Annotated in this window: 24 protein-coding genes; 13 read left to right on the top strand and 11 right to left on the bottom strand. The window is 64.2% G+C overall.

Features of this window, described 5'->3' with window-relative positions:
* Positions 1-3: 3 nt before the first annotated feature.
* The gene (locus AB3N21_RS13215) at positions 4-336 is read right to left on the bottom strand and encodes an AzlD domain-containing protein (RefSeq protein ID WP_367935654.1); all 333 of its coding nucleotides are present in this window, start codon (positions 334-336) and stop codon (positions 4-6) included.
* Complete coding sequence (locus tag AB3N21_RS13210; protein ID WP_367935653.1) at positions 333-1049, bottom strand: AzlC family ABC transporter permease; 717 nt, start codon at positions 1047-1049, stop codon at positions 333-335. The genes AB3N21_RS13215 and AB3N21_RS13210 overlap by 4 nt, the downstream gene beginning before the upstream one ends.
* Before the next feature lie 49 nt (positions 1050-1098).
* Between AB3N21_RS13210 and AB3N21_RS13205 the strand changes: the two genes are divergently transcribed.
* Genes AB3N21_RS13205 through AB3N21_RS13180 form a run of 6 tightly spaced genes read left to right on the top strand, consistent with a single transcriptional unit; the run spans position 1099 to position 6316 of the window.
* Positions 1099-1986 (top strand): formate dehydrogenase accessory sulfurtransferase FdhD, encoded by an 888-nt coding sequence (locus AB3N21_RS13205; protein WP_367935652.1) that lies wholly within the window; start codon positions 1099-1101, stop codon positions 1984-1986.
* The gene (locus AB3N21_RS13200; protein WP_367935651.1) at positions 1983-2543 is read left to right on the top strand and encodes a hypothetical protein; all 561 of its coding nucleotides are present in this window, start codon (positions 1983-1985) and stop codon (positions 2541-2543) included. Before AB3N21_RS13205 ends, AB3N21_RS13200 begins: the two co-directional genes overlap by 4 nt.
* Positions 2540-3175, top strand: a complete 636-nt coding sequence (gene mobA, locus AB3N21_RS13195; protein ID WP_367935650.1) for a molybdenum cofactor guanylyltransferase MobA — start codon at positions 2540-2542, stop codon at positions 3173-3175. The genes AB3N21_RS13200 and mobA overlap by 4 nt, the downstream gene beginning before the upstream one ends.
* On the top strand, positions 3172-3663 hold the full coding sequence (gene mobB / locus AB3N21_RS13190; protein ID WP_367935649.1) for a molybdopterin-guanine dinucleotide biosynthesis protein B: 492 nt from the start codon (positions 3172-3174) through the stop codon (positions 3661-3663). Before mobA ends, mobB begins: the two co-directional genes overlap by 4 nt.
* A 20-nt stretch (positions 3664-3683) precedes the next feature.
* Complete coding sequence (gene glp / locus AB3N21_RS13185; protein WP_367935775.1) at positions 3684-5729, top strand: gephyrin-like molybdotransferase Glp; 2046 nt, start codon at positions 3684-3686, stop codon at positions 5727-5729.
* Positions 5726-6316 (top strand): GNAT family N-acetyltransferase, encoded by a 591-nt coding sequence (locus AB3N21_RS13180; RefSeq protein ID WP_367935648.1) that lies wholly within the window; start codon positions 5726-5728, stop codon positions 6314-6316. The genes glp and AB3N21_RS13180 overlap by 4 nt, the downstream gene beginning before the upstream one ends.
* A gap of 102 nt (positions 6317-6418) precedes the next feature.
* Here AB3N21_RS13180 and AB3N21_RS13175 read toward each other — a convergent pair whose 3' ends face one another.
* From AB3N21_RS13175 to AB3N21_RS13165, 3 genes are all read right to left on the bottom strand, one after another.
* Positions 6419-7429 carry a hypothetical protein gene (locus AB3N21_RS13175; protein ID WP_367935647.1) on the bottom strand — a complete coding sequence of 337 codons (1011 nt, stop codon included), beginning with the start codon at positions 7427-7429 and terminating at the stop codon, positions 6419-6421.
* A gap of 12 nt (positions 7430-7441) precedes the next feature.
* On the bottom strand, positions 7442-7912 hold the full coding sequence (greA, locus tag AB3N21_RS13170) for a transcription elongation factor GreA (protein ID WP_171175732.1): 471 nt from the start codon (positions 7910-7912) through the stop codon (positions 7442-7444).
* 136 nt (positions 7913-8048) lie between these two features.
* Positions 8049-8429 carry a VOC family protein gene (locus AB3N21_RS13165; RefSeq protein ID WP_367935646.1) on the bottom strand — a complete coding sequence of 127 codons (381 nt, stop codon included), beginning with the start codon at positions 8427-8429 and terminating at the stop codon, positions 8049-8051.
* 87 nt (positions 8430-8516) lie between these two features.
* Between AB3N21_RS13165 and soxR the strand changes: the two genes are divergently transcribed.
* The 4 genes from soxR (at position 8517) to AB3N21_RS13145 (ending at position 13383) form a co-directional block, all read left to right on the top strand.
* A complete protein-coding gene (gene soxR / locus AB3N21_RS13160) occupies positions 8517-8972 on the top strand; it encodes a redox-sensitive transcriptional activator SoxR (RefSeq protein ID WP_367935645.1) in 456 nt (151 codons plus the stop codon).
* Positions 8973-9108: 136 nt separating this feature from the next.
* Entirely contained in the window at positions 9109-10755 is a 1647-nt protein-coding gene (locus AB3N21_RS13155; protein ID WP_367935644.1) for a 4Fe-4S dicluster domain-containing protein, read from the top strand.
* 101 nt (positions 10756-10856) lie between these two features.
* The gene (locus AB3N21_RS13150) at positions 10857-12572 is read left to right on the top strand and encodes a tetratricopeptide repeat protein (protein ID WP_367935643.1); all 1716 of its coding nucleotides are present in this window, start codon (positions 10857-10859) and stop codon (positions 12570-12572) included.
* Positions 12562-13383, top strand: coding sequence for a 4-(cytidine 5'-diphospho)-2-C-methyl-D-erythritol kinase (locus AB3N21_RS13145; RefSeq protein ID WP_367935642.1), 822 nt, complete (start codon positions 12562-12564; stop codon positions 13381-13383). The genes AB3N21_RS13150 and AB3N21_RS13145 overlap by 11 nt, the downstream gene beginning before the upstream one ends.
* Here AB3N21_RS13145 and AB3N21_RS13140 read toward each other — a convergent pair.
* The gene (locus tag AB3N21_RS13140; protein WP_367935641.1) at positions 13376-14374 is read right to left on the bottom strand and encodes a polyprenyl synthetase family protein; all 999 of its coding nucleotides are present in this window, start codon (positions 14372-14374) and stop codon (positions 13376-13378) included. The two genes, AB3N21_RS13145 and AB3N21_RS13140, sit on opposite strands and share 8 nt — an antisense overlap.
* A gap of 56 nt (positions 14375-14430) precedes the next feature.
* Here AB3N21_RS13140 and AB3N21_RS13135 point away from each other — a divergent pair, with 56 nt between their 5' ends.
* From AB3N21_RS13135 to AB3N21_RS13125, 3 genes are all read left to right on the top strand, one after another.
* Positions 14431-14646, top strand: coding sequence for a DUF2007 domain-containing protein (locus AB3N21_RS13135; RefSeq protein ID WP_367935640.1), 216 nt, complete (start codon positions 14431-14433; stop codon positions 14644-14646).
* On the top strand, positions 14643-15416 hold the full coding sequence (locus AB3N21_RS13130; RefSeq protein WP_367935639.1) for a tRNA1(Val) (adenine(37)-N6)-methyltransferase: 774 nt from the start codon (positions 14643-14645) through the stop codon (positions 15414-15416). The genes AB3N21_RS13135 and AB3N21_RS13130 overlap by 4 nt, the downstream gene beginning before the upstream one ends.
* Positions 15417-15531: 115 nt before the next feature.
* The gene (locus AB3N21_RS13125; RefSeq protein WP_171175750.1) at positions 15532-15696 is read left to right on the top strand and encodes a YdcH family protein; all 165 of its coding nucleotides are present in this window, start codon (positions 15532-15534) and stop codon (positions 15694-15696) included.
* On the opposite strand, the gene AB3N21_RS13120 is transcribed toward AB3N21_RS13125, so the two are convergent.
* From AB3N21_RS13120 to AB3N21_RS13100, 5 genes are all read right to left on the bottom strand, one after another.
* Positions 15693-16559 (bottom strand): DMT family transporter, encoded by an 867-nt coding sequence (locus AB3N21_RS13120; protein ID WP_367935638.1) that lies wholly within the window; start codon positions 16557-16559, stop codon positions 15693-15695. The genes AB3N21_RS13125 and AB3N21_RS13120 overlap by 4 nt on opposite strands.
* Positions 16556-17503, bottom strand: coding sequence for a transcriptional regulator GcvA (locus AB3N21_RS13115; protein ID WP_367935637.1), 948 nt, complete (start codon positions 17501-17503; stop codon positions 16556-16558). Before AB3N21_RS13115 ends, AB3N21_RS13120 begins: the two co-directional genes overlap by 4 nt.
* Positions 17504-17810: 307 nt before the next feature.
* Positions 17811-18533, bottom strand: a complete 723-nt coding sequence (gene phbB / locus AB3N21_RS13110; protein WP_171175756.1) for an acetoacetyl-CoA reductase — start codon at positions 18531-18533, stop codon at positions 17811-17813.
* Between the two features lie 185 nt (positions 18534-18718).
* Positions 18719-19894 carry an acetyl-CoA C-acetyltransferase gene (locus tag AB3N21_RS13105; protein WP_170762206.1) on the bottom strand — a complete coding sequence of 392 codons (1176 nt, stop codon included), beginning with the start codon at positions 19892-19894 and terminating at the stop codon, positions 18719-18721.
* A 197-nt stretch (positions 19895-20091) separates the two neighbouring features.
* The gene (locus tag AB3N21_RS13100; protein ID WP_367935636.1) at positions 20092-20931 is read right to left on the bottom strand and encodes an EAL domain-containing protein; all 840 of its coding nucleotides are present in this window, start codon (positions 20929-20931) and stop codon (positions 20092-20094) included.
* Positions 20932-20979: the final 48 nt, after the last annotated feature.

Below are 20979 nucleotides of genomic sequence, written 5' to 3'. Positions count from 1 at the left end.
GGTCTATCCCAGCAGATAAAGCAGACCATAGAGCGTGACGGCACCGGAAAAGATCGCCGCAAGCACGTTCTTGGTAAAGAGCCCCACGACAATCGCCACGGCCGCCGCGCTCATTCGCGGCGCATCCGGCGCGCCCCCGGTGGCGGCGGGCCAGACTACCAGCGGCGCGATCAGAGCGGGCAGGATCGCCACCGCCGTATAGCGCAGGTGCCGCAGCAGCCAGGGCGGCATCGGTCGGTCACCGACAAAACCGAGAAACGCAAAGCGCAGGGCAAAGCTGCCCACGGCCAGCCCGACGATGATGGTCCACATGGCGGCGGGGTCGATCTGGCTCATGCCTGCACCTTTCTGCGCTCCAGCATCACCTCGGCCTGCGCGCCCGCCATCATGCCCGCGCAGCCCGCGATCAGCAGGCCAAGATTGAACGGCACCGCCGCGGTCAGCAGCGACACCACGATGGCCACAAGTGCGGCCACCACATGCGGCAGCGTGCGCAGCATCGGCCCGATCATCGACAGAAAGGTGATCGGCAGCGCGAAATCCAGCGCCCAGCTGTCCGGGATCTGCGTGCCCAGCACCGCCCCCAGAAAGGTGCACAGATACCAGAGCGGCGCGATGGGTGAGATCGAGCCGAAGAAATAGGCCACGCGCTGCCCGATGCTCATCTGCGGCTCTTTCTCGAACCGCACGATCGAGCAAGCGTAGGACTGATCCACCACGAAATAGGCCGCACAGGCCCGCTGCCACAAAGGTGCCGCACCCAGATAGGGGGTCAGCGAGGCCGAATACATCGCCACCCGCAGGTTCACCGCCAGCGCCGAGGCCAGCACGATCAGGGTCGGCGTCTCTTCCTGCAGCAGTTGCAGCGCGGCGAACTGGGCCGCTCCGGCAAACACTGTGGCGGTGAACGTCATCGTCTGAACGATGCTCAGCCCGGCCTCGGTGGCGAAAACGCCGAACAGGGTGCCGAAGGGGATAGCCACCAGAACAAACGGCGCGCCGTCGCGAAAACCGTTCCAGTAGTAGGAATTGGATGTGGTGAATGCCATGGCTAAATCCTAATGTAGGCGCGACAGCAGTAACGGGCTTGGGAAAGGGTTGCAATTGGCCAGAGCGGAAGATCTGTCGGACTACATCATCGCCCCCGATCCCGGCGCCGCCCGCCTGACCCGCGCGGTCGATGGCGTAGACCAGAACGGCGAGGCGAGCCACATCTCGGTGGTCGAGGAACGCCCGCTGACGATCTTTCTCAACGCGCAGGAGATCGTAACGGCGATGACCATCGGCGACTATCCCGAATACCTGGCGCTGGGCTTTCTGCGCAATCAGGGCATGTTGCGCGACGATGATGAGATCACCGGGGTCGATTACGACGACGATCTGGAAACCGTCGTGGTGCGCACCGCCACCCAGACGTCCTATGAGGACAAGCTGAAGAAAAAGACCCGCACCAGCGGCTGCGCCGTGGGCACCGTGTTCGGCGACATGATGGAGGGGCTTGAGGGTGCGCGCCTGCCGCAGGTCTCGGTGCGCACCTCGTGGCTTTACGACCTCGCGGCGAAGATCAACCGCACGCCATCGCTCTATCTCGAGGCTGGGGCGATCCATGGCACGGTGCTCTGCCACCAGAACCGCCCGCTGGTCTACATGGAGGACGTGGGCCGCCACAACGCGGTGGACAAGATCGCGGGCTGGATGCTGTCCGAGGGCGTGGGGGCCGAGGACAAGATCCTCTACACCACCGGACGGCTGACCTCGGAAATGGTGATCAAGACGGCGATGATGGGCATCCCGGTGCTGGCTTCGCGGTCAGGTTTCACCGCCTGGGGCGTCGAGATCGCGCGCGAGGTTGGCCTGACCCTGATCGGCCGTATGCGCGGGCAACGCTTCGTGTGCCTGTCGGGCGAGGACCGGCTGGTGCGGGATGTGGACCCGGCGACTGTGCCGGTCGAAGACAAGAAACATCGCAGGAAGAGTGCGGGATGAGCAAGACGATCTACGAATTTGACTACAAACCGACAATGAAGGAACTGGTCTCAGGCGGTGGGATAATCCATCGGAGAATGTATACCGGACTTTGGCGATTGGCCCTCGGGCTGAGGTTCGTTTTTTTGTGTGTTTCGATTTATGCATTCGGTCTGTTGATCACAATGATCACCTACCGCCAGTTGGATATCACCGTTTCCGACGCACCTTACACCTACTACCTCCTGTCAACACTGTTTGCGTTCGCAATACTGTTCGTCATGATCGCTCTGTCCCGTCGGCCTACCAAAATCTTCTTTGGTAAGTTGCAGAATTCCAGTCTAAAGGCTCGGATTTCTGCTGATGGTGTCGATCTTCATTCGCCGGAATGGCGTTATTTCGTGAGTTGGTCAAAAATTGACGGGGTTCGCGAGAAAAGAAACCTGATGGTTCTCAGTTTCGCGCATTTGGGTTTCATCTTGTCGGACAGAATGCTGTCCGAGTTCGGTGAACCGGCGACCGTTCGTAGTCAAATCCGCGATTGGTATGAACAGGACAAAGGTCGGGTACTGTCATGACCCAACCACTCGGCATCATCCTGGCCGGAGGGCTCGCAACGCGCATGGGCGGCGGCGACAAGGGGCTGCTGACCCTCGGCGGGCAGACCCTGCTGGCCCATGTCATTGACCGGCTGGGGCCGCAGGTGGCGGGGTTGGCGCTCAATGCCAATGGCGATCCGGAACGGTTTGCGGGTCTCGGCCTGCCGGTGATCGCCGACTCCATCGAAGGCTTCGCCGGGCCACTGGCAGGCGTTCTAGCGGGTCTCGACTGGGCAGCAGAGCAGGGCGCCGATGCCATCGTCACCGCCGCCGCCGATACCCCCTTCTTTCCGCGCGATCTGGTGGCGCAACTGATGGCCGCCGCCGAGGGGCAGACGCACCCGCTGGTGCTGGCCACCACTCCACGCACGGGGACGGAGTTGAAATCAGGCGGCAAGGTCAACCGCCACCCGACCTTCGGCCTCTGGCCCGTTGCCCTGCGCGACGATCTGCGCGCGGCGCTGAACGACGGCCTGCGCAAGGTGGTTCTCTGGACCGACAAGCATGGCGGGCGCGAGGCGCTGTTTCCGGCCGATCCGTTCGATCCGTTCTTCAACGTCAACACGCCCGAGGATCTGGCCCGGGCCGAAACCCTGCTGGAGCAGGCATGAGGGTCTACGGTGTCACCGGCTGGAAGAACGCCGGCAAGACCGGGCTGATGGAGCGGCTGGTGGCCGAGATCACCGGGCGGGGCTTCAGCGTTTCGACCGTCAAGCACGCGCACCACTCCTTCGACGTGGACCACCCGGGCCGCGACAGCTATCGCCACCGGCAGGCCGGCGCCGCCGAGGTGCTGCTGGCCTCACAATACCGCGTCGCCCATATGCAGGAGCTGCGTGGCGCGCCTGAGCCGCCGCTCTCGGACCTGCTCCAACGCCTCTCGCCGGTCGATCTGGTCCTGATCGAGGGGTACAAACGCGAACGCCACCCCAAGATCGAGGCCTACCGCGCCGCGCCCGGCAATGACCTGATCGCGCCGGAGGATCCGACCATCCGCGCGGTGGCCAGCGACACGCCGCTGGATCTGGACCGGCCCGTGTTCGACCTCAATGACACAGACGCCATCGCCGATTTCATCCTGGCCGAGGTCGGCCTGTGACCCAGTTCCGGACCTTCGCCATGGTGGACTGGTCCGGAGGCAATGACACCGGCCCGACCCCGCGCAAGGATGCGATCTGGGCCTGCGTCGTGCGCGATGAAACTCCCGCCGAGCCGGTCTACCTACGCAACCGGGCACTGGCAGAGGATTGGCTCGCAGACCTGATCGAGGCCGAGACAAGCGCGGGTCGCCGCCTGTTTCTGGGATTCGATTTCTCCTTCGGCTACCCGTGCGGTTTCGCTCGTGCGCTGACCGGATCGGACAACCCACGGACCCTCTGGGACTGGTTCGAGGCCCGGATCGAGGATGCGCCCAAGGCCAACAACCGCTTCGATCTGGCCGGAGAGATCAACCGCCGTTTCGGCGGGCGCGGCCCGTTCTGGGCCAACGGGCTCAAGCGTGATATCGACGGGCTACCGCGCCGCAAGGACACCTATCACAACCCGTTCCCCGACCGTCGCGTCGTCGAGCATCTGGCCAAGGGCAGCTTCACCTGCTGGCAGATGGCCGGGGCGGGTGCGGTAGGAAGTCAGGTGATGATGGGCCTGCCGGTCCTGACCCGCCTGCGCCGCCGGTTTGCCGGGCAGGTGGCGGTGTGGCCTTATGAGGCACTGGACAAACCGGTGGCCTTCGTCGAAATCTGGCCCTCGCTGACGCTGGGCGCGGCGCCCGAAGGGCGGATCAAGGATGCCTGGCAGGTGGAACAGGTGGCGCTCGATCTGGCGCATTTGCCGCCCGAGGAGCTGGCGCGGCAACTGGATGTGGGCGCAGCAGAGGAAGGCTGGATCTTGGGTGTGAAACAGAACAGACCGGACATCGCGCCGCCGCCCCTGCGCAACGATTGCTTTGCGCTTCCGGCAGGGGTGAACTGGACCCCGGTCGATGACGCGCTGGCGCTGCTGCGGGACCGGCTGGGCCCGGTGACCGGCGTCGAGACGGTGCCGCTTGGGCAGGCTCTGGGCCGGGTTCTGGCGCAGGATGCAGTGGCCAAACGCTCGAACCCGCCGCAGCCCAACACCGCCGTCGACGGCTACGGGTTCGCCGGGACGATCCCGGAAGGGGAACACGTGATGCCGCTGGTTGACGGGCGCACGGCGGCAGGTATCCCGTTTGACGGCACGGTGCCGGACGGCTACGCCCTGCGTGTGTTGACAGGCGCGGCCCTGCCCGAGGGGGTCGAAACCGTGATCCTGGAAGAGGATGTAACGGTACAAGAAAATCAAATCGCATTTCGCGGCCCCCTCAAGCGCGGTGCCAATACCCGCAAGGCGGGCGAGGATGTGATGGTGGGAGAGATCGCCTTGACCGCCGGACGCCGGTTGACCCCGGCGGATCTCGCGTTGCTGTCGGCGGTCGGGCTGTCCGAGGTCCGGGCGCACCACCCCCTGCGGGTCGCGGTCGTGTCGACCGGAGACGAACTGGTCGAACCGGGGCAGGCGGCGGGGCCGGGGCAGATCTTCGACGCCAACCGTCCGATGTTGCTGGCGATGGCCGACTGTTTCGGCTTTGACACCGCGGATATGGGCCGCATCCCGGATGATCGCGCCGCCCTGCGCGCGGCGCTGGACGCGGCGGCAGACAAGGCGGATGTGATCCTGACCAGCGGCGGCGCTTCGGCGGGGGACGAAGATCATGTCTCGGCCCTGCTGCAAGAGGCCGGAGCGCTGCAGGAATGGCGCATCGCGCTGAAACCCGGACGGCCTCTGGCGCTGGGGATGTGGAACGGCACCCCGGTCTTTGGCCTGCCCGGCAACCCGGTGGCGGCGATGGTCTGCACGCTGATCTTTGCCCGCCCTGCGATGGGGCTGATGGCGGGTGAAGGTTGGCAGGAGCCGCAGGGTTTCGATGTGCCCGCCGCCTTCGAGAAACGCAAGAAACCGGGCCGCCGCGAGTACCTGCGCGCGCGGGTGCGGGACGGCCGGGCCGAGGTGTTTGCCTCCGAAGGATCGGGCCGGATCAGCGGGCTCAGCTGGGCCGAGGGGCTGGTCGAGATCGGCGACGAAGAACGCCATATCCGCCCCGGCGATCCGGTGCGGTTCATCCCCTACGGAAGTTTCGGCCTGTGACCACCACGGTGACGCCCGGTTTTGCCGAGGCCGAGCGCGCCCATGCGGCGCGGCTGTTCTGGCAGGCCTTCTCGGCCAAGCTGGGCAAGGTCATGGGCCCCGAGGACAAGGCGCTGCGGTTCTTCGAGGCGGCGCTGGACCCGCGGTTCGCACTGGTGGCGCGGGATGACGACGGGCGCCTGCTGGGGCTGGCCGGGTTCAAGACTGAAGAGGGCGGGCTGACGGATGCGGGCCTGCGCGATCTGGCGCAGGTCTATGGCTGGTTCGGCAGCCTCTGGCGCGGGCTGGTTCTGAGCGTACTCGAGCGCAAACTGCAGCCCGGTGTGTTCCAGATGGACGGAATTTTCGTGGACACCGCAGCGCGGGGGCAGGGCGTCGGTACCGCTTTGCTTGACGCGGTGTGTGCCGAGGCCGAGGCGCGCGGAATGCGCGAGGTTCAGCTTGACGTGATCGACACCAATCCCCGTGCCCGCGCGCTTTACGAGCGGGTGGGGTTCAAGGTCATAGGCGAAGAGGAAACCGGGCCGCTGCGTCTGATCTTCGGGTTCCGCAAGGCCACCCGGATGAGCAGGCCGGTGTCCCGCTGACACTGGGCGCGGGCAAGCCGCTTGAAAGCGGCTTAAGCGGTTTGTAAACCGCTTCAAGGCGTTTGCAAACGCCTTCCTGCGCTGAACCCGGAGCAGCGCGCGTCAATCGAAAGTTCCGGCCACGCGGCCCAGCAGCATGAAGGCGCGGGCGGTGCGGGTTTCGCTAAGCCCCGAGATTTCGGCGTCCGTTGCCTCGGCCTCGAATTCGACGAACATCTGGTCGAACCGGCGCAGGAAATGATGCGCTGCATCGCGAAAGATCGGGTCCTGTTTCAACCGGCCAGCGGTCAGGGCCAGCGACGATCTATCCCGGATTCCGCCCAGTGCCGCAACCGCACGGCCACGCACCCCATGGGCAAACTGGCGCCAGATCTCGGGCCGGGCCATGTCCGGGCGCAGATCGTCCATATAGATGCCCTCCTGGCTCAGCAGGGTCAGAACGTCCTGCGCGGCCTGGATCAGCTGCGCCGCCTTGCGGTCTTTCAGCGCCCGGCGCAGCGCAGCGAAGCCTTCGGTGTCCTCGGTCGTTTCCGGGAAGTGCAGGGCGCGGATGAATTCTTCGGTCGAAAGCGGCGGCGACAGCGCCTCGGCGGGGGTGCCAAGCTCCAGCGACCCCTGATCCCCGGCACCGCCTCGCCCCCCGCGCAGCGAGGGCAGAACAACACGCGACGTCTCCCGGCGCTTGGTCGAGAACGTGGCCAGCGCGGTTTCGGTCTTTTTTGTCGCCTCGGCGATCTCGTCCAGCTTACGGGTGACCGAGGGCTCATGTGTGATCGCGGCGCGCTGCTGTTGCACCACATAGGCGTTGCGGATCGCGTCGATGGCGGTTTGCAGACGCTGGCTTTCCTCACGCATCACCCGCGCCGTCCGCACCGCCGTCGCGGCCACCCAGATCATCGCGACCGGCATGAAGACGGCCAGCATGGTGACCAGAAAGCTGCCATCGCGGGGCTCGGGGTTCAGCACAAAGACCACGACGGCGAAGGCCAGCCACAGCAGGCTCAGCAGGATCGCGGCAATCTCGATCCCGGTGACGGCGGGCCGCCCGGGGCGGTCGTAGATCCCCAGCGAGGTCGGATGGGCCGAATCAGGATCTGGCGTCTGGCCGGACATGTGAAAGCTCCGTCAGGAGTACTGGATACTTAGAACTTCGTAGGACCGCAGGCCGCCGGGGGTACGCACCTCGACACTGTCGCCTTCGTCCTTGCCGATCAGGGCGCGGGCGATGGGGGATTTGATGTTGAGCAGACCGTTTTCGATATTGGCCTCGTGCTCACCCACGATCTGCCAGGTCTTTTCCTCATCCGTGTCCTCGTCCACCAGCGTGACGCGGGCGCCGAACTTGATGGCGCCGGACAGTCTTTTGGGGTCGATCACATCGGCCAGCGACAGGATGCCCTCTAGCTCCTTGATCCGGCCCTCGATGAAGGACTGCTTTTCGCGCGCCGAATGGTATTCGGCATTCTCGGACAGATCGCCATGCTCGCGCGCCTCGGCGATGGCCCGGATGATGGCGGGCCGCTCCTCGGTCTTGAGCTGCTTGAGTTCGGCCTCGAGCGCGGCAAAGCCCGCAGGCGTCATCGGGATCTTTTCCATGTCTTCGTAATCCACGCACAAATTGCGTCGCCCCGTCGCGCAATGCGCCGGGGCGACAGATAGGGTCGGGGAATACCTGACCCAAATGGGGTGGGGATTGCAAGAGGCGAGGCCCCCAAGACGCGCGGATTACGGCCTAGTCATAGGCCACGACCTCAAACTCGATGCCGTTGTCATCGTCGAAATAGAACCTGCGGCCGGGCTCATAGTCGGCGTGATTATGCGGCTCGAACCCTGCGGAACGTACCCGGGCCTCGGTCGCATCGATGTCCTCGACCAAGACGCCCACATGGTTGAGGCCACCAACGGTGTTGTATGTGCTTTCCGCCGAGGGTTTGGGCGCGTCCGGTGCGTAAAGCGCCAGATAGGTATGCGCGCTGCCCACATGCACGGTGTAGCCGCCAGCCATCGCAGCGCCCTCCCAGCGGGTTTTCCAGCCAAAGACATCGTGCATCCAAGCCGCCGTCGCCTTGGGATCGCGCACGGTGAAGTTGGTGTGTTCCAATGTCGCCATCATGGTGCGTCCTTTCAAATAACAGGGTTGCTGCGACTCACCGTAATTTCTAAACCTAACTTTAGGTCAAGGTATTTCTGAGAGGTGCACATGCCAGTATCCGAGGGGCTTTCGGTCGGCGCGCTGGCCAGCCGCACCGGGCTGGCGGTGTCGGCGATCCGGTATTACGAGGCGCAGGGTCTGATCGCGCCCTGGCGCAACCCGGGCGGGCAGCGGCGCTATCAGCGCGCCGACATCCGCCGGCTGAGCTTTGTCATGATCGCGCAGCAGTTCGGCCTGTCGTTGCCGGAAATCCGCGAGGTGCTGGCAGGGCTGCCCGACAAGCGCACCCCGACCCCGCGTGACTGGGCGCGGATCGGCAAGGGGTTGCGCGTGCATCTGGACCAGCGAATCGACACCCTGATCCGGCTGCGCGACAATCTGGACGGCTGCATCGGCTGCGGCTGCCTCAGCCTGCCAAAATGCGCGCTTTACAACCCTGATGACCGGGCAAAATCCAAGGGAAGCGGGCCCAGATACCTGATGGGTGACGCGCCAGAGGACTGAACTGCCGCATTGCAGCGATGTTACGCCGTGTTTTGATTGACCAAGGTCTTTCACACCGGGTAATCAGCCGTGAAACAAAATTGCGCCGACCATGCGTTGAGAGCGCCAATTCGGAAAGTTAGCTAAGGAGCCCGCGATGGCCGAAATTGAACGCGAAGCGATGGAATACGACGTGGTGATCGTGGGCGCAGGCCCCGCGGGCCTGTCGGCGGCCATCCGTCTGAAACAACTCGATGCAGACGTGAACGTCGTGGTGCTGGAAAAGGGCTCCGAGGTTGGCGCCCACATCCTGTCGGGCGCGGTGCTGGATCCCTGCGGCCTCGACGCATTGATCCCGGACTGGAAGGAAAAGGGCGCGCCGATCAACACCCCGGTGACCGAGGACAACTTCTATATGCTGGGCGAGGCGGGCAAGCTGCGCATCCCCAACTTCCCGATGCCGCCGCTGATGAACAACCACGGCAACTACATCGTCTCGATGGGCAATGTCTGCCGCTGGATGGCCGAGCAGGCCGAAGAGATGGGGGTCGAGATCTTTCCGGGCATGGCGTGCTCGGAACTGGTCTATGGCGAGAATGGCGAGGTCAAGGGCGTCGTCGCCGGCGAGTTCGGCAAGGATGCCGAGGGCAACCCGGGGCCGGGCTACGAGCCGGGCATGGAACTGCACGGCAAATACGTGTTCCTGTCCGAAGGCGTGCGCGGATCGCTGTCGAAAGAGGTCATCGCCAAATACGACCTGAGTGCCGGCAAAGAGCCGCAGAAATACGGCGTCGGCATGAAAGAGATCTGGGAGATCGACCCGGCCAAGCACAAGCAGGGCACCGTCACCCACACCATGGGCTGGCCGCTGGGCGGCAATGCCGGGGGTGGTTCCTTCATCTATCACCTTGAAAACAATCAGGTCTATGTGGGCTTCGTGGTGCACCTGAACTACAAGAACCCGCACCTGTTCCCCTATATGGAGTTCCAGCGCTTCAAGCATCACCCGATGGTGGCCGACCTGCTGAAGGGCGGCAAGCGCGTGGCCTACGGCGCGCGCGCGATCACCGAAGGCGGCTGGCAGTCGATGCCGAAACTGGTGGCTCCGGGCGTGGCGCTGCTGGGCTGTTCCGCGGGCATGGTCAACGTGCCGCGCATCAAGGGCAACCACAACGCGATGCTCTCGGGCAAGGCTGCGGCCGAGGCCGCCTATGACGCCATCAAGGCCGCGCGGTCGGGCGACGAGCTGACCGCTTACGAGGCGGATGTGCGCAGCGGGCCCATCGGCAAGGACCTCAAAAAGGTGCGCAACGTCAAACCGATGTGGTCGAAATGGGGCATGCTGCCGTCGCTGGCGCTGGGCGGCCTGGACATGTGGACCAACACGCTGGGCTTTTCGTTCTTCGGCACCCTGGGCCACGGCAAGAACGACGCAGAAGCGACCGAGGATGCCAGCAAGCACAAGCCCATCGACTATCCCAAACCCGACGGCACGCTGTCCTTCGACCGCCTGACCAACGTCTCTTTCGCGATGACCAATCACGAGGAAAGCCAGCCCTGCCACCTGCAGCTGACCGACCCGGACATCCCGGTCAAGGTCAACCTGCTGAAATTCGCGGAACCGGCGCAGCGCTACTGCCCGGCGGGTGTGTATGAAATGGTCGAGGATGACGACGGCCCCCGTTTCGTCATCAACTTCCAGAACTGCGTCCACTGCAAGACCTGCGATATCAAGGACCCCAGCCAGAACATCACCTGGAAGACGCCTCAGGGCGGCGATGGTCCGAACTATCCGAATATGTAAGCGAGAATACGGGCAATGGCAGGGTCGTGAAGCCTCTGCCATTGCCTCTTTCCCTCCGACGCCCTAGCTTGTGCCAAGTCAATAACAAAAGGCAGTGCGTGGTGTTTTCCCTGTTACGACATGCGGCGGTCGCCGCGATTGCCGCTGCGGCGGCTTTTCCTGTTCCGGTTGCCGCCCAAAGCAGCGCCGGCGCCTATCTGGCCGGTCGGCAGGCGGTGTATCGCAGCGACTATGACGCCGCTGCCCGCTACTACATTCGGGCGCTCGCGCTCGATCCCGCCAATCCGGGCCTGATGGAAAATGTCGTGCTGGCGCAGCTGTCGCTGGGCGAACTCAAGCGCGCCTACCCGGTGGCGCTGCAGATGGAGGATCTGGGCCTGCGCAGCCAGGTCGCGCAGATGGTCGTTGCGGCCAATCTGAGCGCCGATGGTAAATATGACGAACTGCTGGCCCGCGACCCCGAAACCAAGGGCGTCGGCCCGCTGGTCGACGGTCTGCTGATGGCCTGGGCCTATATGGGCAAGGGCTCGGTCGGCAAGGCGCTGGAACAGTTCGACAAGGTGGCCACCGAAAACGGGCTGCGCGATTTTGCCCGCTATCACAAGGCGATGGCGCTGGCCTCGGTCGGCGATTACGAAGGGGCCGAGGCGATCTTTGCCGCCGATGATGGCGCCGTGACCACGCTCTCGCGCCGTGCCGCGCTGGCCCGGGCCGAGGTGCTGTCCCAGCTCGACCGCAACGATCAGGCGCTGGCAATGCTCGCGGATGTGTTCGGTGCGGGCCCCGATCCGTCGCTGACGGCGGTGGCCGACCGGCTGGCGGCGGGCGAGAAACTGCCCTTCACCCATGTGCGCTCGGTTCAGGACGGCATGGCCGAGGTGTTCTTTACCATCGGCGCGGCGCTCAACAGCGAGGCGGCGGACGATTATGTGCTGGTCTATGCCCGCACCGCCAGCTTCCTGCGGCCCGATCACATCGACGCGCTGCTACTGAGTGCCGAACTACTGGACGAACTCGGCCAGTACGATCTGGCGGTGGCGACCTACAAGCTGGTTCCGCCCGGCAGCCCCGACCACCACGCGGCCGAACTGGGCCGGGCCGAGGCGCTGCGCCGCGCGGCCAAGCCGGACGCCGCGATCGAGGTGCTGGAGCAACTCGCGCGCAACCACCCGACCCTGCCGGCGATCCACAGCGCGCTTGGCGACCTGCAGCGCCAGCAGGAGAACTATGCAAAGGCCGTGCAGGCCTATGACAAGGCGCTGGACTACACCGAGGACGGCTCGACCGGGCAGTGGTTCCTGTACTATGCCCGCGGCATCAGCCACGAGCGGCAGAAACAGTGGGAGCAGGCCGAGTCCGACTTCCGCGCCGCGCTCGAACTGAACCCCGATCAGCCGCAGGTGCTGAACTATCTGGGCTATTCGCTGGTCGAGAAACAGATCAAGCTGGACGAGGCGCTGGACATGATCCAGCGCGCCGTCGCCGCGCGCCCGGACAGCGGCTATATCGTGGACAGCCTCGGCTGGGTCCTGTTCCGTCTGGGCCGCTATGAAGAGGCGGTGGGCCATATGGAACGCGCGGTCGAGCTGATGCCGGTCGATCCGGTGGTCAACGACCACCTGGGCGATGTCTATTGGGCCGTGGGCCGCGCGCGCGAGGCCGAGTTCCAGTGGAAACGGGCGCTGTCATTCGTCGATCCCGAGGATACCGATGGTGAGGCCGACCCCGAGCGTATCCGCCGCAAGATCGAAATCGGGCTGGACGCGGTGCTGGCCGAGGAAGGGGTCGCGCCGCTGAAGGTGGCCAATGACGGTTGAGGCTTTTGCGCCCGCCAAGATCAACCTGACCCTGCATGTGACCGGCCAGCGCGACGACGGCTATCACCTTCTGGATTCGCTGGTGGTCTTCGCCGATATCGGTGACCGTCTGGAATTGACACCCGGACCGGAGTTGTTGCTGACGGTCTCTGGGGAACACGCCGACGGCGTGCCAGCGGACAGCCGCAATCTGGTCTGGAAAGCCGCGCAGGCGGTTGGCTGGACCGGGCATATTCACCTGAACAAGGTCCTCCCGCATGGCGCCGGGATTGGCGGCGGTTCATCGGATGCTGCTGCGACGCTTTGGGCGCTTGCGGGGCAGGGGGAAGACATCCCGAAACAACTCCCTGTGTCCTTGGGGGCTGATGTGCCCGTTTGTGTGACTGCCAGAGCGACTCGCATGAGAGGAATTGGCGACGAAATCACGCCCACTAGCTTGCCACACCTACCAGCAGTTCTTGTAAATCCGGGCATTTCGGTACCGACCGGATCGGTATTCAGCGCTCTGGCATGGAGGAATAATCCGCCGATGCCTGACGACATCCCCGAGTTTGAAACCGCCGCAGATTGCGCCTACTGGCTGCGTGATCAACGCAACGATCTGGAAACCCCAGCGATGGGTGTGGCGCGAGAGATCGAATTCGTACTAGACGAGTTGAGATTCATCGAGGCCCCTCTTTTGGCGCGCATGTCTGGATCGGGATCGACTTTTTTCTTGCTCTACCCCTCGATGGCGACGGCACATTCTGTCGCCGAAGCTCTTTCGGCGGCACATCCCGACTGGTGGTGCCGCGCAACTCAGCTCAATTGAGCCGCGACACCACGTAATCGGCCAGATCGCGCAGCAGCGTGCGAATCTCGTGATCCGGCAGCGCGTCCAGCGCGGATTTGGCCTTGGCGGCCCAGCCATTGGCATCGACCCGGGTCGCCTCTAGCGTGCCGTATTTGTGCATCAGCGCCAGCGCGTGATCCAGATCGCCTTCCTGCTGACGGCCTTTCTCGATCGTGCGTTCCCAGAATGCGCGCTCTTCCGGCGTGGCCTGTGCCACTGCCTTGATCACCGGCAGGGTCAGCTTGCGCTCGCGAAAATCGTCTCCAACATTCTTGCCGGTCGCCTTGCTGTCGCCCTGATAATCCAGCAGATCGTCCGCGATCTGGAACGCGACCCCCAGCGCATCGCCGTAGTCGAACAGCGCCTGAACCTGCGCGTCCGAAGCCCCGGCAATCACGCCGCCCACCTCGGTCGCCGCCGAAAACAGGGCCGCGGTCTTGCCGCGCACCACCTGCAGATAAACGCTCTCATCCGTCCGCAGATCGGTGGCCGCCGTCATCTGCAGCACTTCCCCCTCGGCAATCGTGGCCGAGGCATTCGCCAGGATGTCCAGCACCCGCAAGGACCCGGTCTCGACCATCAACTGGAAACTGCGTGAGAACAGGTAATCGCCCACCAGAACGCTGGATTTGTTGTCCCACAGCAGGTTGGCGGTGGGCCGCCCGCGCCGCTGGGCGCTTTCGTCCACCACATCGTCATGCAGCAGGGTCGCGGTATGAATGAACTCGACCGTTGCCGCCAGCCGCACGTGATGCGCGCCCGCATAGCCGAACATTCGCGCCGCCGCCAGCGTCAGCATCGGGCGCAACCGCTTGCCGCCGGCCTCGACCAGATGTGCGGTCACCTCGGGAATGCGCGGCGCGTGTTCCGAGGCCATGCGCACCCGGATCAGCTCGTTCACGGCCTCCATTTCCCCTGCAAGAATGTCAGCCAGGCGCTCATGCGGTTTCGAGATCGTGCCGATGTTCATCACACTCCTGCTACAAGGCTCGACTTGAGTGCCGCCTTGCCTTTACATCCATCCCCATGAAAGAACTTCTGCGCAGCACCGATCCCACCATCATGGCCTTCGCATCCGCCCTTCTTGAGGGCGAGGATATAGACTGCTTTCAGATGGACGTAAATATGAGCATCCTCGAAGGCGGCATCGGAATCTTTCCCCGGCGCCTGATGGTGCGCGCGGACGACTATACGCGTGCGCTGCGGGTGATGCAGGACAACGAAATCCCCCTCGGCAGATGACCGGATTTTCAGACACCGAGCTGACCCGCAACGCGTTTCTGGGCGGGCGTCTGAAACTGTGGCAGCCGCGCGATGGCTATCGCGCCGGGGTCGATCCGGTGCTTCTGGCGGCTTCCGTTCCGGCGCGGGCGGGGCAGACGGTGCTGGAACTGGGATGCGGGGCAGGGGCGGCGATCCTGTGCCTTGCCACGCGGGTGCCGGACCTTGTGTTGACCGGGGTGGAACTGCAACCCGCCTACGTCGATCTGGCCCGCCGCAATGCCGCTGAAAACGATGCGGCGCTTGAGGTGATCGGCGCCGATCTCTCGGCCCTGCCGGCAGAGATGAGGCAACGCCAGTTCGACCACGTGATCGCCAACCCGCCCTACTATCGCCCGGGCGCGCACAGCCCCGCCAATGACGAAGGACGGCGCACCGCGCTGGGTGAACAGACACCGCTGGACACATGGATCGACATGGCCGCCCGACGGCTGGCACCGCGCGGCTATCTGCACATGATCCAGCGCGCCGACCGGCTGCCCGACATGCTGGCCGCCTGCACCGGACGGCTGGGCTCGGTCGAGGTTCTGCCACTGGCGCCGCGCGCGGGACGGGCCTGCGACTTGCTGATCCTGCGGGCCCGCAAGGGCGGCCGTGCCGCGTTTCGCCTGCATGCCCCGGTGATTCTCCACGCTGGCGACCGGCACCAGCGGGACGAGGATGACTATCACACCGCGGTCTCTGCCGTGCTGCGGCAGGGCGCGCCAATGCCCTGGCCCGAAACGCGCTAAGCAGCCTTCAGCCGAATTTGTCGGATTTATGACAGATTCTGTGCCCCTGCGGCGTGACAGTCCGTATGCGATATGCTCAACTCAGCATGTGACACTCAAGAGAAGGAGGATCGCCATGAGCGTGAGCGCACATCTGACGGAACTGAAGAAGAAGCACGCAAACCTCAGTCTCGAAGTAGAAGAAGCCCAGCGCTCGCCAGGTATCGACGATCTCCACATCGCTCAACTCAAGAAGCAGAAGCTGAAACTGAAAGAAGAGATCGAACGACTGTCTAACTAGTCTTTGAGACTGGCGCGCGCCGCGATGAGGGCGCCGCCGGTAATCAGCAGGGCCGCGATCGCCAATGTCCAGGAGGGCGCGGCGATCCCGGCCACAACCAACACAAGCGTGGACAGCAGCGGCGCAGCGTAAGAGCTGGTGCCGAGCATCTGAATGTCGCCCTGCTTGACCCCGATATCCCACACGTAAAACGCCAGACCTACCGGCCCCAGTCCCAGCGCCAGGGTCGAGGCCCAGCCGATCGCGCCTGCGGGCCAGACCGTCTCTTCAACCGCGAAATGTAGCGCCCATGAGGCCACGGCGGTTGCCACGCAGAACACCGCAACCGAACTGGTGGGCGTTTTGCCCAGACGGCGCGACAGCACCGAATAGCCCGACCAGGTAAGCGCACAGAGCAGCGCCAGCGCATAGCCGGGCAGGTGCTGCGCCTCGAACCCGGCACCTCCGCCCCCGGTGATGATCAGCGCCGCCCCGGCAAAGCCCAGAAGCGCGCCGAACAGATGCCCGGCCCGCAGCGCCTCACCCGGCAGCAGGCCCGAGAACAGCACGATCAGCAGCGGCCAGAGATAGGCGATCAGCCCGGCCTCGGCGGCGGGCGCCGTGCGCAGTGCCGAGAAATAAAGCGCGTGATAGCCGAACAGCCCCAGCGTACCAAAGGCGTAGATCGTCCAGCGCACGGTCCTGAGCTGCGCCAGACCGCCGTTGAAGGCTGTCCAGATCAGGCCCAGCGTGCCACCGATGGAAAAACAGATCGCATTCAGCAGCAGCGGCGGGGTCGGGGCCGATCCCACCGTAAACAGCGCCAGCAGCGACCAGAGCAGCACGGCAACAAAACCGATGGCGGTGGCACGGGCTCGGGTCATGTCTGGGAAAGATCCTCGACGGGGATGATGGTGAACGCGTCCGAGATATGCGCGGTTTTCTCGATCTCGGCAAGAAACCAGTCGCGAAAGGCGGCGATCTGCGGTCGCGTCTCGGCCCCCTGCAGGCACAGAAACCGGAACCGCGCCTGGCTTTCAATCGCGGTCTTGAACGGCGCCACCAGCCGCCCCTCTTCCAGATCCTTCAGGATCATGGCCCGGCGGCCCAGTGCCACACCCACCCCCGCCACAGCAGCGTCCACTGCATGATCGGCGTTTGAGAAATGCGCCCCGGGTCTGGGTGCGGGATCGAGCCCGACAGCGCGGAACCACGCGGGCCAGTCACAGGGCGGGCGCAGGAAATCAATGGATTCGTCATGGATCAGCGGCGCCTCCATCAGGCTTTCCGGGGTCGGAAATCGTTTTGCCAGTTCTGGCGACATCACCGGAGTGGCCCACTCCTTGCGCACCGGAACCGAATACAGACCGTCATCCTGCCCATACCCAAAGCGGATCGCCACATCCACATCGTCCCGCTCCAGATCCATCACCCGCAGCGTGGCCGAGAACCGCAGGTCGATCTCGGGATGCGCGCGGGCGAATTCATAAAGGCGCGGCGCCAGCCACTTGGCCGTCAAAGCGGGGCCTGCCGTCACAGTCAGAGTGGTGTTGTCCAACAGCCTCCGCGTCGCCGCCCAGGCCGCGTGCAGGGTGGCAAAGCCATCCGCCGTTCCCGGCGCCAGCGTCCGCCCCGCCTCGGTCAGTTCAACCGCACGGTTGAGGCGGCGGAACAGGGGCTGACCCAGATGCTCCTCCAGCGACTTGATCTGAAACGAAAGCGCGGCGGGCGTGACGTTCAATTCCTCCGCCGCCTTGGCAAAGGACATGTGCCGTGCGGCGGCATCAAAAGCACGCAGGGCGGTCAGAGGGGGCAGGCGGTCGCTCATGATCAGATAAATAATACTTAACTGAATAGATGGAAAGTCTCGTTTGTACGCAACTTTCACAGCGCGCATATTAGTCTCAAGTCAAGTGAAGCTGATGTGAAACAAGGAGCCCGCCATGATTGAGATCACCGCCAATCCCGCCACCCGGCGTGCCTCGCAGCAGGCGCATATCGAACGGGCAAAAGCCATCCGGTCGGCCTTTGGCTGGCTGTTCGGTTCCCGCTGAGCGCAGCGCGCGCGTTCTTACGGGATAAATGAAGGGCCGGTCCCAAGGGGCCGGCCCGTTTGTTTTCATGAAGCATAACGCTCAGACGAAGAACTGAGCACCATTGGCCGAAATGGTCGAGCCGTTGATGAACTGCGACTCGTCCGAGGCCAGGAATGCGACGCAGCGCGCGATTTCCTCGGGCTCACCCAGACGGCCCGCCGGGATCTGGCCGATGATCGATTCACGCACCTTTTCCGGAACCGCCATCACCATCTCGGTGGCGATGTAGCCGGGGCAGATGGCGTTGGCGGTGATGCCCGCGCGCGCGCCCTCCTGCGCCAGCGACTTGACGATGCCCAGATCGCCCGCCTTGGTCGCGGCATAGTTCACCTGCGCGAACTGGCCCTTCTGACCGTTGATCGAGCTGATCACGATGACCCGCCCGAACTTGCGCTCGCGCATGCCGGGCCAGACTGGGTGCACGGTGTTGAACACGCCGGTCAGGTTGGTGTCGATCACCTGATGCCACTGTTCCGGGGTCATCTTGTGGAACGGCGCGTCGCGGGTGATGCCCGCATTGGCCACGACCACGTCGATCGGACCGACCTCGGCCTCGACCTTTTCGATCCCGGCCTTCGACTCGTCATAGTCGCCCACGTTCCACTTGTAGGTGGCGATACCGGTCTCTTCGGTGAACGCCGCCGCCGCTTCGTCATTGCCCGCATAGGTGGCGGCCACGTTGTAGCCTTCGGCCTTCAGCGCCTTGGAAATGGCCGCGCCGATGCCGCGCGAGCCACCGGTGACGAGTGCTGTTCGTGCCATTGAGGAATCCTCCGATCTGAATTGTCTTGGTAATGTTGCTACAAACTATGCTGCAGATGCGCAATAATGTTTCGCAGGGAATTTCGTGTACCCCGTGCATATATTGTCGCAGCTGCAGCAATTCCTTGACCGGTAAAGAAAAAGGCGCCCGAAAGCGCCTTTCCCTATTGCCGGTCCCGGGTCACTCAGTCCCGCTCCACGCACAGCGCGACACCCATGCCGCCGCCGATGCAGAGCGTTGCAAGACCCTTTTTCGCGTCGCGGCGCTTCATCTCGAACAGCAGGGTGTTCAGCACCCGGCAGCCCGAAGCGCCGATGGGGTGACCGATGGCGATGGCGCCGCCGTTCACGTTCACGATCGACGGATCCCAGCCCATGTCCTTGTTCACCGCGCAGGCCTGCGCGGCAAAGGCCTCGTTGGCCTCGACCAAATCCAGATCGTCAACCGACCAGCCCGCCTTTTCCAGCGCCTTGCGCGAGGCGTAGATCGGGCCGACACCCATGATCGACGGGTCCAGACCGGCGGTCGCGTAAGACGCAATACGGGCCAGCGGCTCGATCCCGCGCTTTTCGGCGTTTTCGGCCGACATCAACAGGGTCGCAGCCGCACCGTCATTCAGGCCCGAGGCGTTGGCCGCGGTAACCGATCCGTCCTTGGTGAAGGCCGGGCGCAGCTTGGCCATCGCCTCCATGGTGGCGCCGTGGCGGATGTATTCGTCGCTGTCCATCACGATGTCACCCTTGCGGGTCTTGATGGTGAAGGGGGTGATTTCGTCGGCGAACTTGCCCGCCTTCTGGGCCGCTTCGGCCTTGTTCTGCGACGCGACAGCAAACTCGTCCTGCTGATCGCGGCTGATTTGCCATTTCTCGGCGACGTTCTCGGCGGTCTGGCCCATGTGATAGCCATTGAAGGCGTCCCACAGACCGTCGCGGATCATGGTGTCGATATACTTCATATCGCCCATCTTGTGACCGGCGCGCAGCGCGGCGGCGTGGGGCGAGAGGGTCATGTTCTCCTGCCCGCCGGCGGCCACGATCTCGGCATCGCCCAGCTGGATGTGCTGTGCGCCCAGCGCCACGGCACGCAGGCCCGAACCGCAGACCTGGTTGATGCCCCAGGCCGCGCTTTCCTGCGGCAGGCCGGCGTTGATATGGGCCTGGCGGGCCGGGTTCTGGCCCTGGGCGGCGGTCAAGACCTGACCCATGATGGTCTCGCTCACCTCGCCCTTGTCGACACCGGCGCGTTCCACGACAGCCTCCAGAACGGCGGCACCCAGATCATGTGCGGGGGTGTTCGCAAAAGAGCCGCCGAAACTGCCGACACCGGTGCGTGCGGCGGATGCGATTACTACGTTGGTCATATGGTCAATCCTTTACCGTCATAGTCCTTCGGGAAATCTGACGGCGCAGGTCAGGGGGTCACCCCCCTCAACGTCAAAGAGCGCCACAACATCCCCCGCTCCAACTCTACCTGCCATAACGTAATGCTGCACATGCAGCAACCGACAGCTTGTCTCATGCGGGAAAACCCGCCGGATCATACCCGTTGTGGCGGGTGCTAAGCGGTCGCGCGGCCATCGTTTTTCTGTTTCCACGGCGGATTGACCGAAGGCGCGCCGAACAGATAGCCCTGCAGACAGTCGACACCATTGGCCACAAGAAACGCGGCGTCCTCTTCGGATTCCACCGATTCGGCGATCACCAGGATCTCGAACTCGCGCGCCACAGCGACCAGCGCCCGGATCAGGGCCTGGTTCTCGGGGTCCGCGCCGACACCGCGCACGAACTGCCCGTCGATCTTGACCGCGTCGAAAAAGAAGTTCCGGAAATGGCGAAAGCTGAAATTGCTGGCACCATAGTCATCCAGTGCGAAGGCAATGCCGCGCGACTGCAGACGGTCCATGAAATCGATCACCAGTTCGGGCACCAGCATGGCCGAGCTTTCAGTGATCTCAAGGATCAGACGCTCGCCCAGCGTCCTGTCCCGCTTCAGAAACCGTTCAAGCACCCGCATCCACCGCTGATACCCGATCGACCGCGCCGACATGTTGATGGACAGCCGCACCCCGGGGTTGCGCGCCAGCGTGCGCAGCCCGGTTTCCAGCGCGATACAGTCCAGTTCGCGCCCGATCTCGGTTTCTTCGACGACCGGCATGAACTCGCGCGCGGGGATCACCCGCCCGGTGTCGTCCAGCACGCGAATGAAGCCCTCGTGGAACGCAACGCCATGGGGCGGGTTTACCTGCATCACCGGCTGAAAGGCCAGCATGCATTGCTTGTGTTTCACCGCCTCGGTCGCCATCTGCAGGGCAGAGCGGTCGCGCGCGGTAACCGCCACGTTCAGCGGGTTCTCCGCGCCTTCCAGCATATTGGCCATCTTCCTGCGGCGGTTCCTCATGACGTTTCCCCTGCTGTCCGGCGGTGCTGCGCGGACAGTGTTCGTCAA

The organism is Ruegeria sp. (assembly GCF_040830605.1).
Taxonomy (GTDB): domain Bacteria; phylum Pseudomonadota; class Alphaproteobacteria; order Rhodobacterales; family Rhodobacteraceae; genus Ruegeria.
Note: the sequence above shows the minus strand (reverse complement) of the source record. Positions and strands in the feature narration are given on the sequence as shown.

Excerpts from the sequence above, each read along its gene's own strand:
- AB3N21_RS13115 (WP_367935637.1), bottom strand. The coding sequence starts at position 17,503 with ATGAGCGACCGCCTGCCCCCTCTGACCGCCCTGCGTGCTTTTGATGCC.
- AB3N21_RS13140 (WP_367935641.1), bottom strand. The coding sequence starts at position 14,374 with ATGAACATCGGCACGATCTCGAAACCGCATGAGCGCCTGGCTGACATT.
- AB3N21_RS13125 (WP_171175750.1), top strand. The coding sequence starts at position 15,532 with ATGAGCGTGAGCGCACATCTGACGGAACTGAAGAAGAAGCACGCAAAC.
- mobB (WP_367935649.1), top strand. The coding sequence starts at position 3,172 with ATGAGGGTCTACGGTGTCACCGGCTGGAAGAACGCCGGCAAGACCGGG.
- AB3N21_RS13175 (WP_367935647.1), bottom strand. The coding sequence starts at position 7,429 with ATGTCCGGCCAGACGCCAGATCCTGATTCGGCCCATCCGACCTCGCTG.
- AB3N21_RS13210 (WP_367935653.1), bottom strand. The coding sequence starts at position 1,049 with ATGGCATTCACCACATCCAATTCCTACTACTGGAACGGTTTTCGCGAC.
- AB3N21_RS13200 (WP_367935651.1), top strand. The coding sequence starts at position 1,983 with ATGAGCAAGACGATCTACGAATTTGACTACAAACCGACAATGAAGGAA.
- AB3N21_RS13215 (WP_367935654.1), bottom strand. The coding sequence starts at position 336 with ATGAGCCAGATCGACCCCGCCGCCATGTGGACCATCATCGTCGGGCTG.
- AB3N21_RS13105 (WP_170762206.1), bottom strand. The coding sequence starts at position 19,894 with ATGACCAACGTAGTAATCGCATCCGCCGCACGCACCGGTGTCGGCAGT.
- soxR (WP_367935645.1), top strand. The coding sequence starts at position 8,517 with ATGCCAGTATCCGAGGGGCTTTCGGTCGGCGCGCTGGCCAGCCGCACC.
- AB3N21_RS13145 (WP_367935642.1), top strand. The coding sequence starts at position 12,562 with ATGACGGTTGAGGCTTTTGCGCCCGCCAAGATCAACCTGACCCTGCAT.
- AB3N21_RS13165 (WP_367935646.1), bottom strand. The coding sequence starts at position 8,429 with ATGATGGCGACATTGGAACACACCAACTTCACCGTGCGCGATCCCAAG.
- AB3N21_RS13120 (WP_367935638.1), bottom strand. The coding sequence starts at position 16,559 with ATGACCCGAGCCCGTGCCACCGCCATCGGTTTTGTTGCCGTGCTGCTC.
- phbB (WP_171175756.1), bottom strand. The coding sequence starts at position 18,533 with ATGGCACGAACAGCACTCGTCACCGGTGGCTCGCGCGGCATCGGCGCG.
- AB3N21_RS13130 (WP_367935639.1), top strand. The coding sequence starts at position 14,643 with ATGACCGGATTTTCAGACACCGAGCTGACCCGCAACGCGTTTCTGGGC.
- AB3N21_RS13155 (WP_367935644.1), top strand. The coding sequence starts at position 9,109 with ATGGCCGAAATTGAACGCGAAGCGATGGAATACGACGTGGTGATCGTG.
- glp (WP_367935775.1), top strand. The coding sequence starts at position 3,684 with ATGGTGGACTGGTCCGGAGGCAATGACACCGGCCCGACCCCGCGCAAG.
- greA (WP_171175732.1), bottom strand. The coding sequence starts at position 7,912 with ATGGAAAAGATCCCGATGACGCCTGCGGGCTTTGCCGCGCTCGAGGCC.
- AB3N21_RS13135 (WP_367935640.1), top strand. The coding sequence starts at position 14,431 with ATGAAAGAACTTCTGCGCAGCACCGATCCCACCATCATGGCCTTCGCA.
- AB3N21_RS13100 (WP_367935636.1), bottom strand. The coding sequence starts at position 20,931 with ATGAGGAACCGCCGCAGGAAGATGGCCAATATGCTGGAAGGCGCGGAG.
- mobA (WP_367935650.1), top strand. The coding sequence starts at position 2,540 with ATGACCCAACCACTCGGCATCATCCTGGCCGGAGGGCTCGCAACGCGC.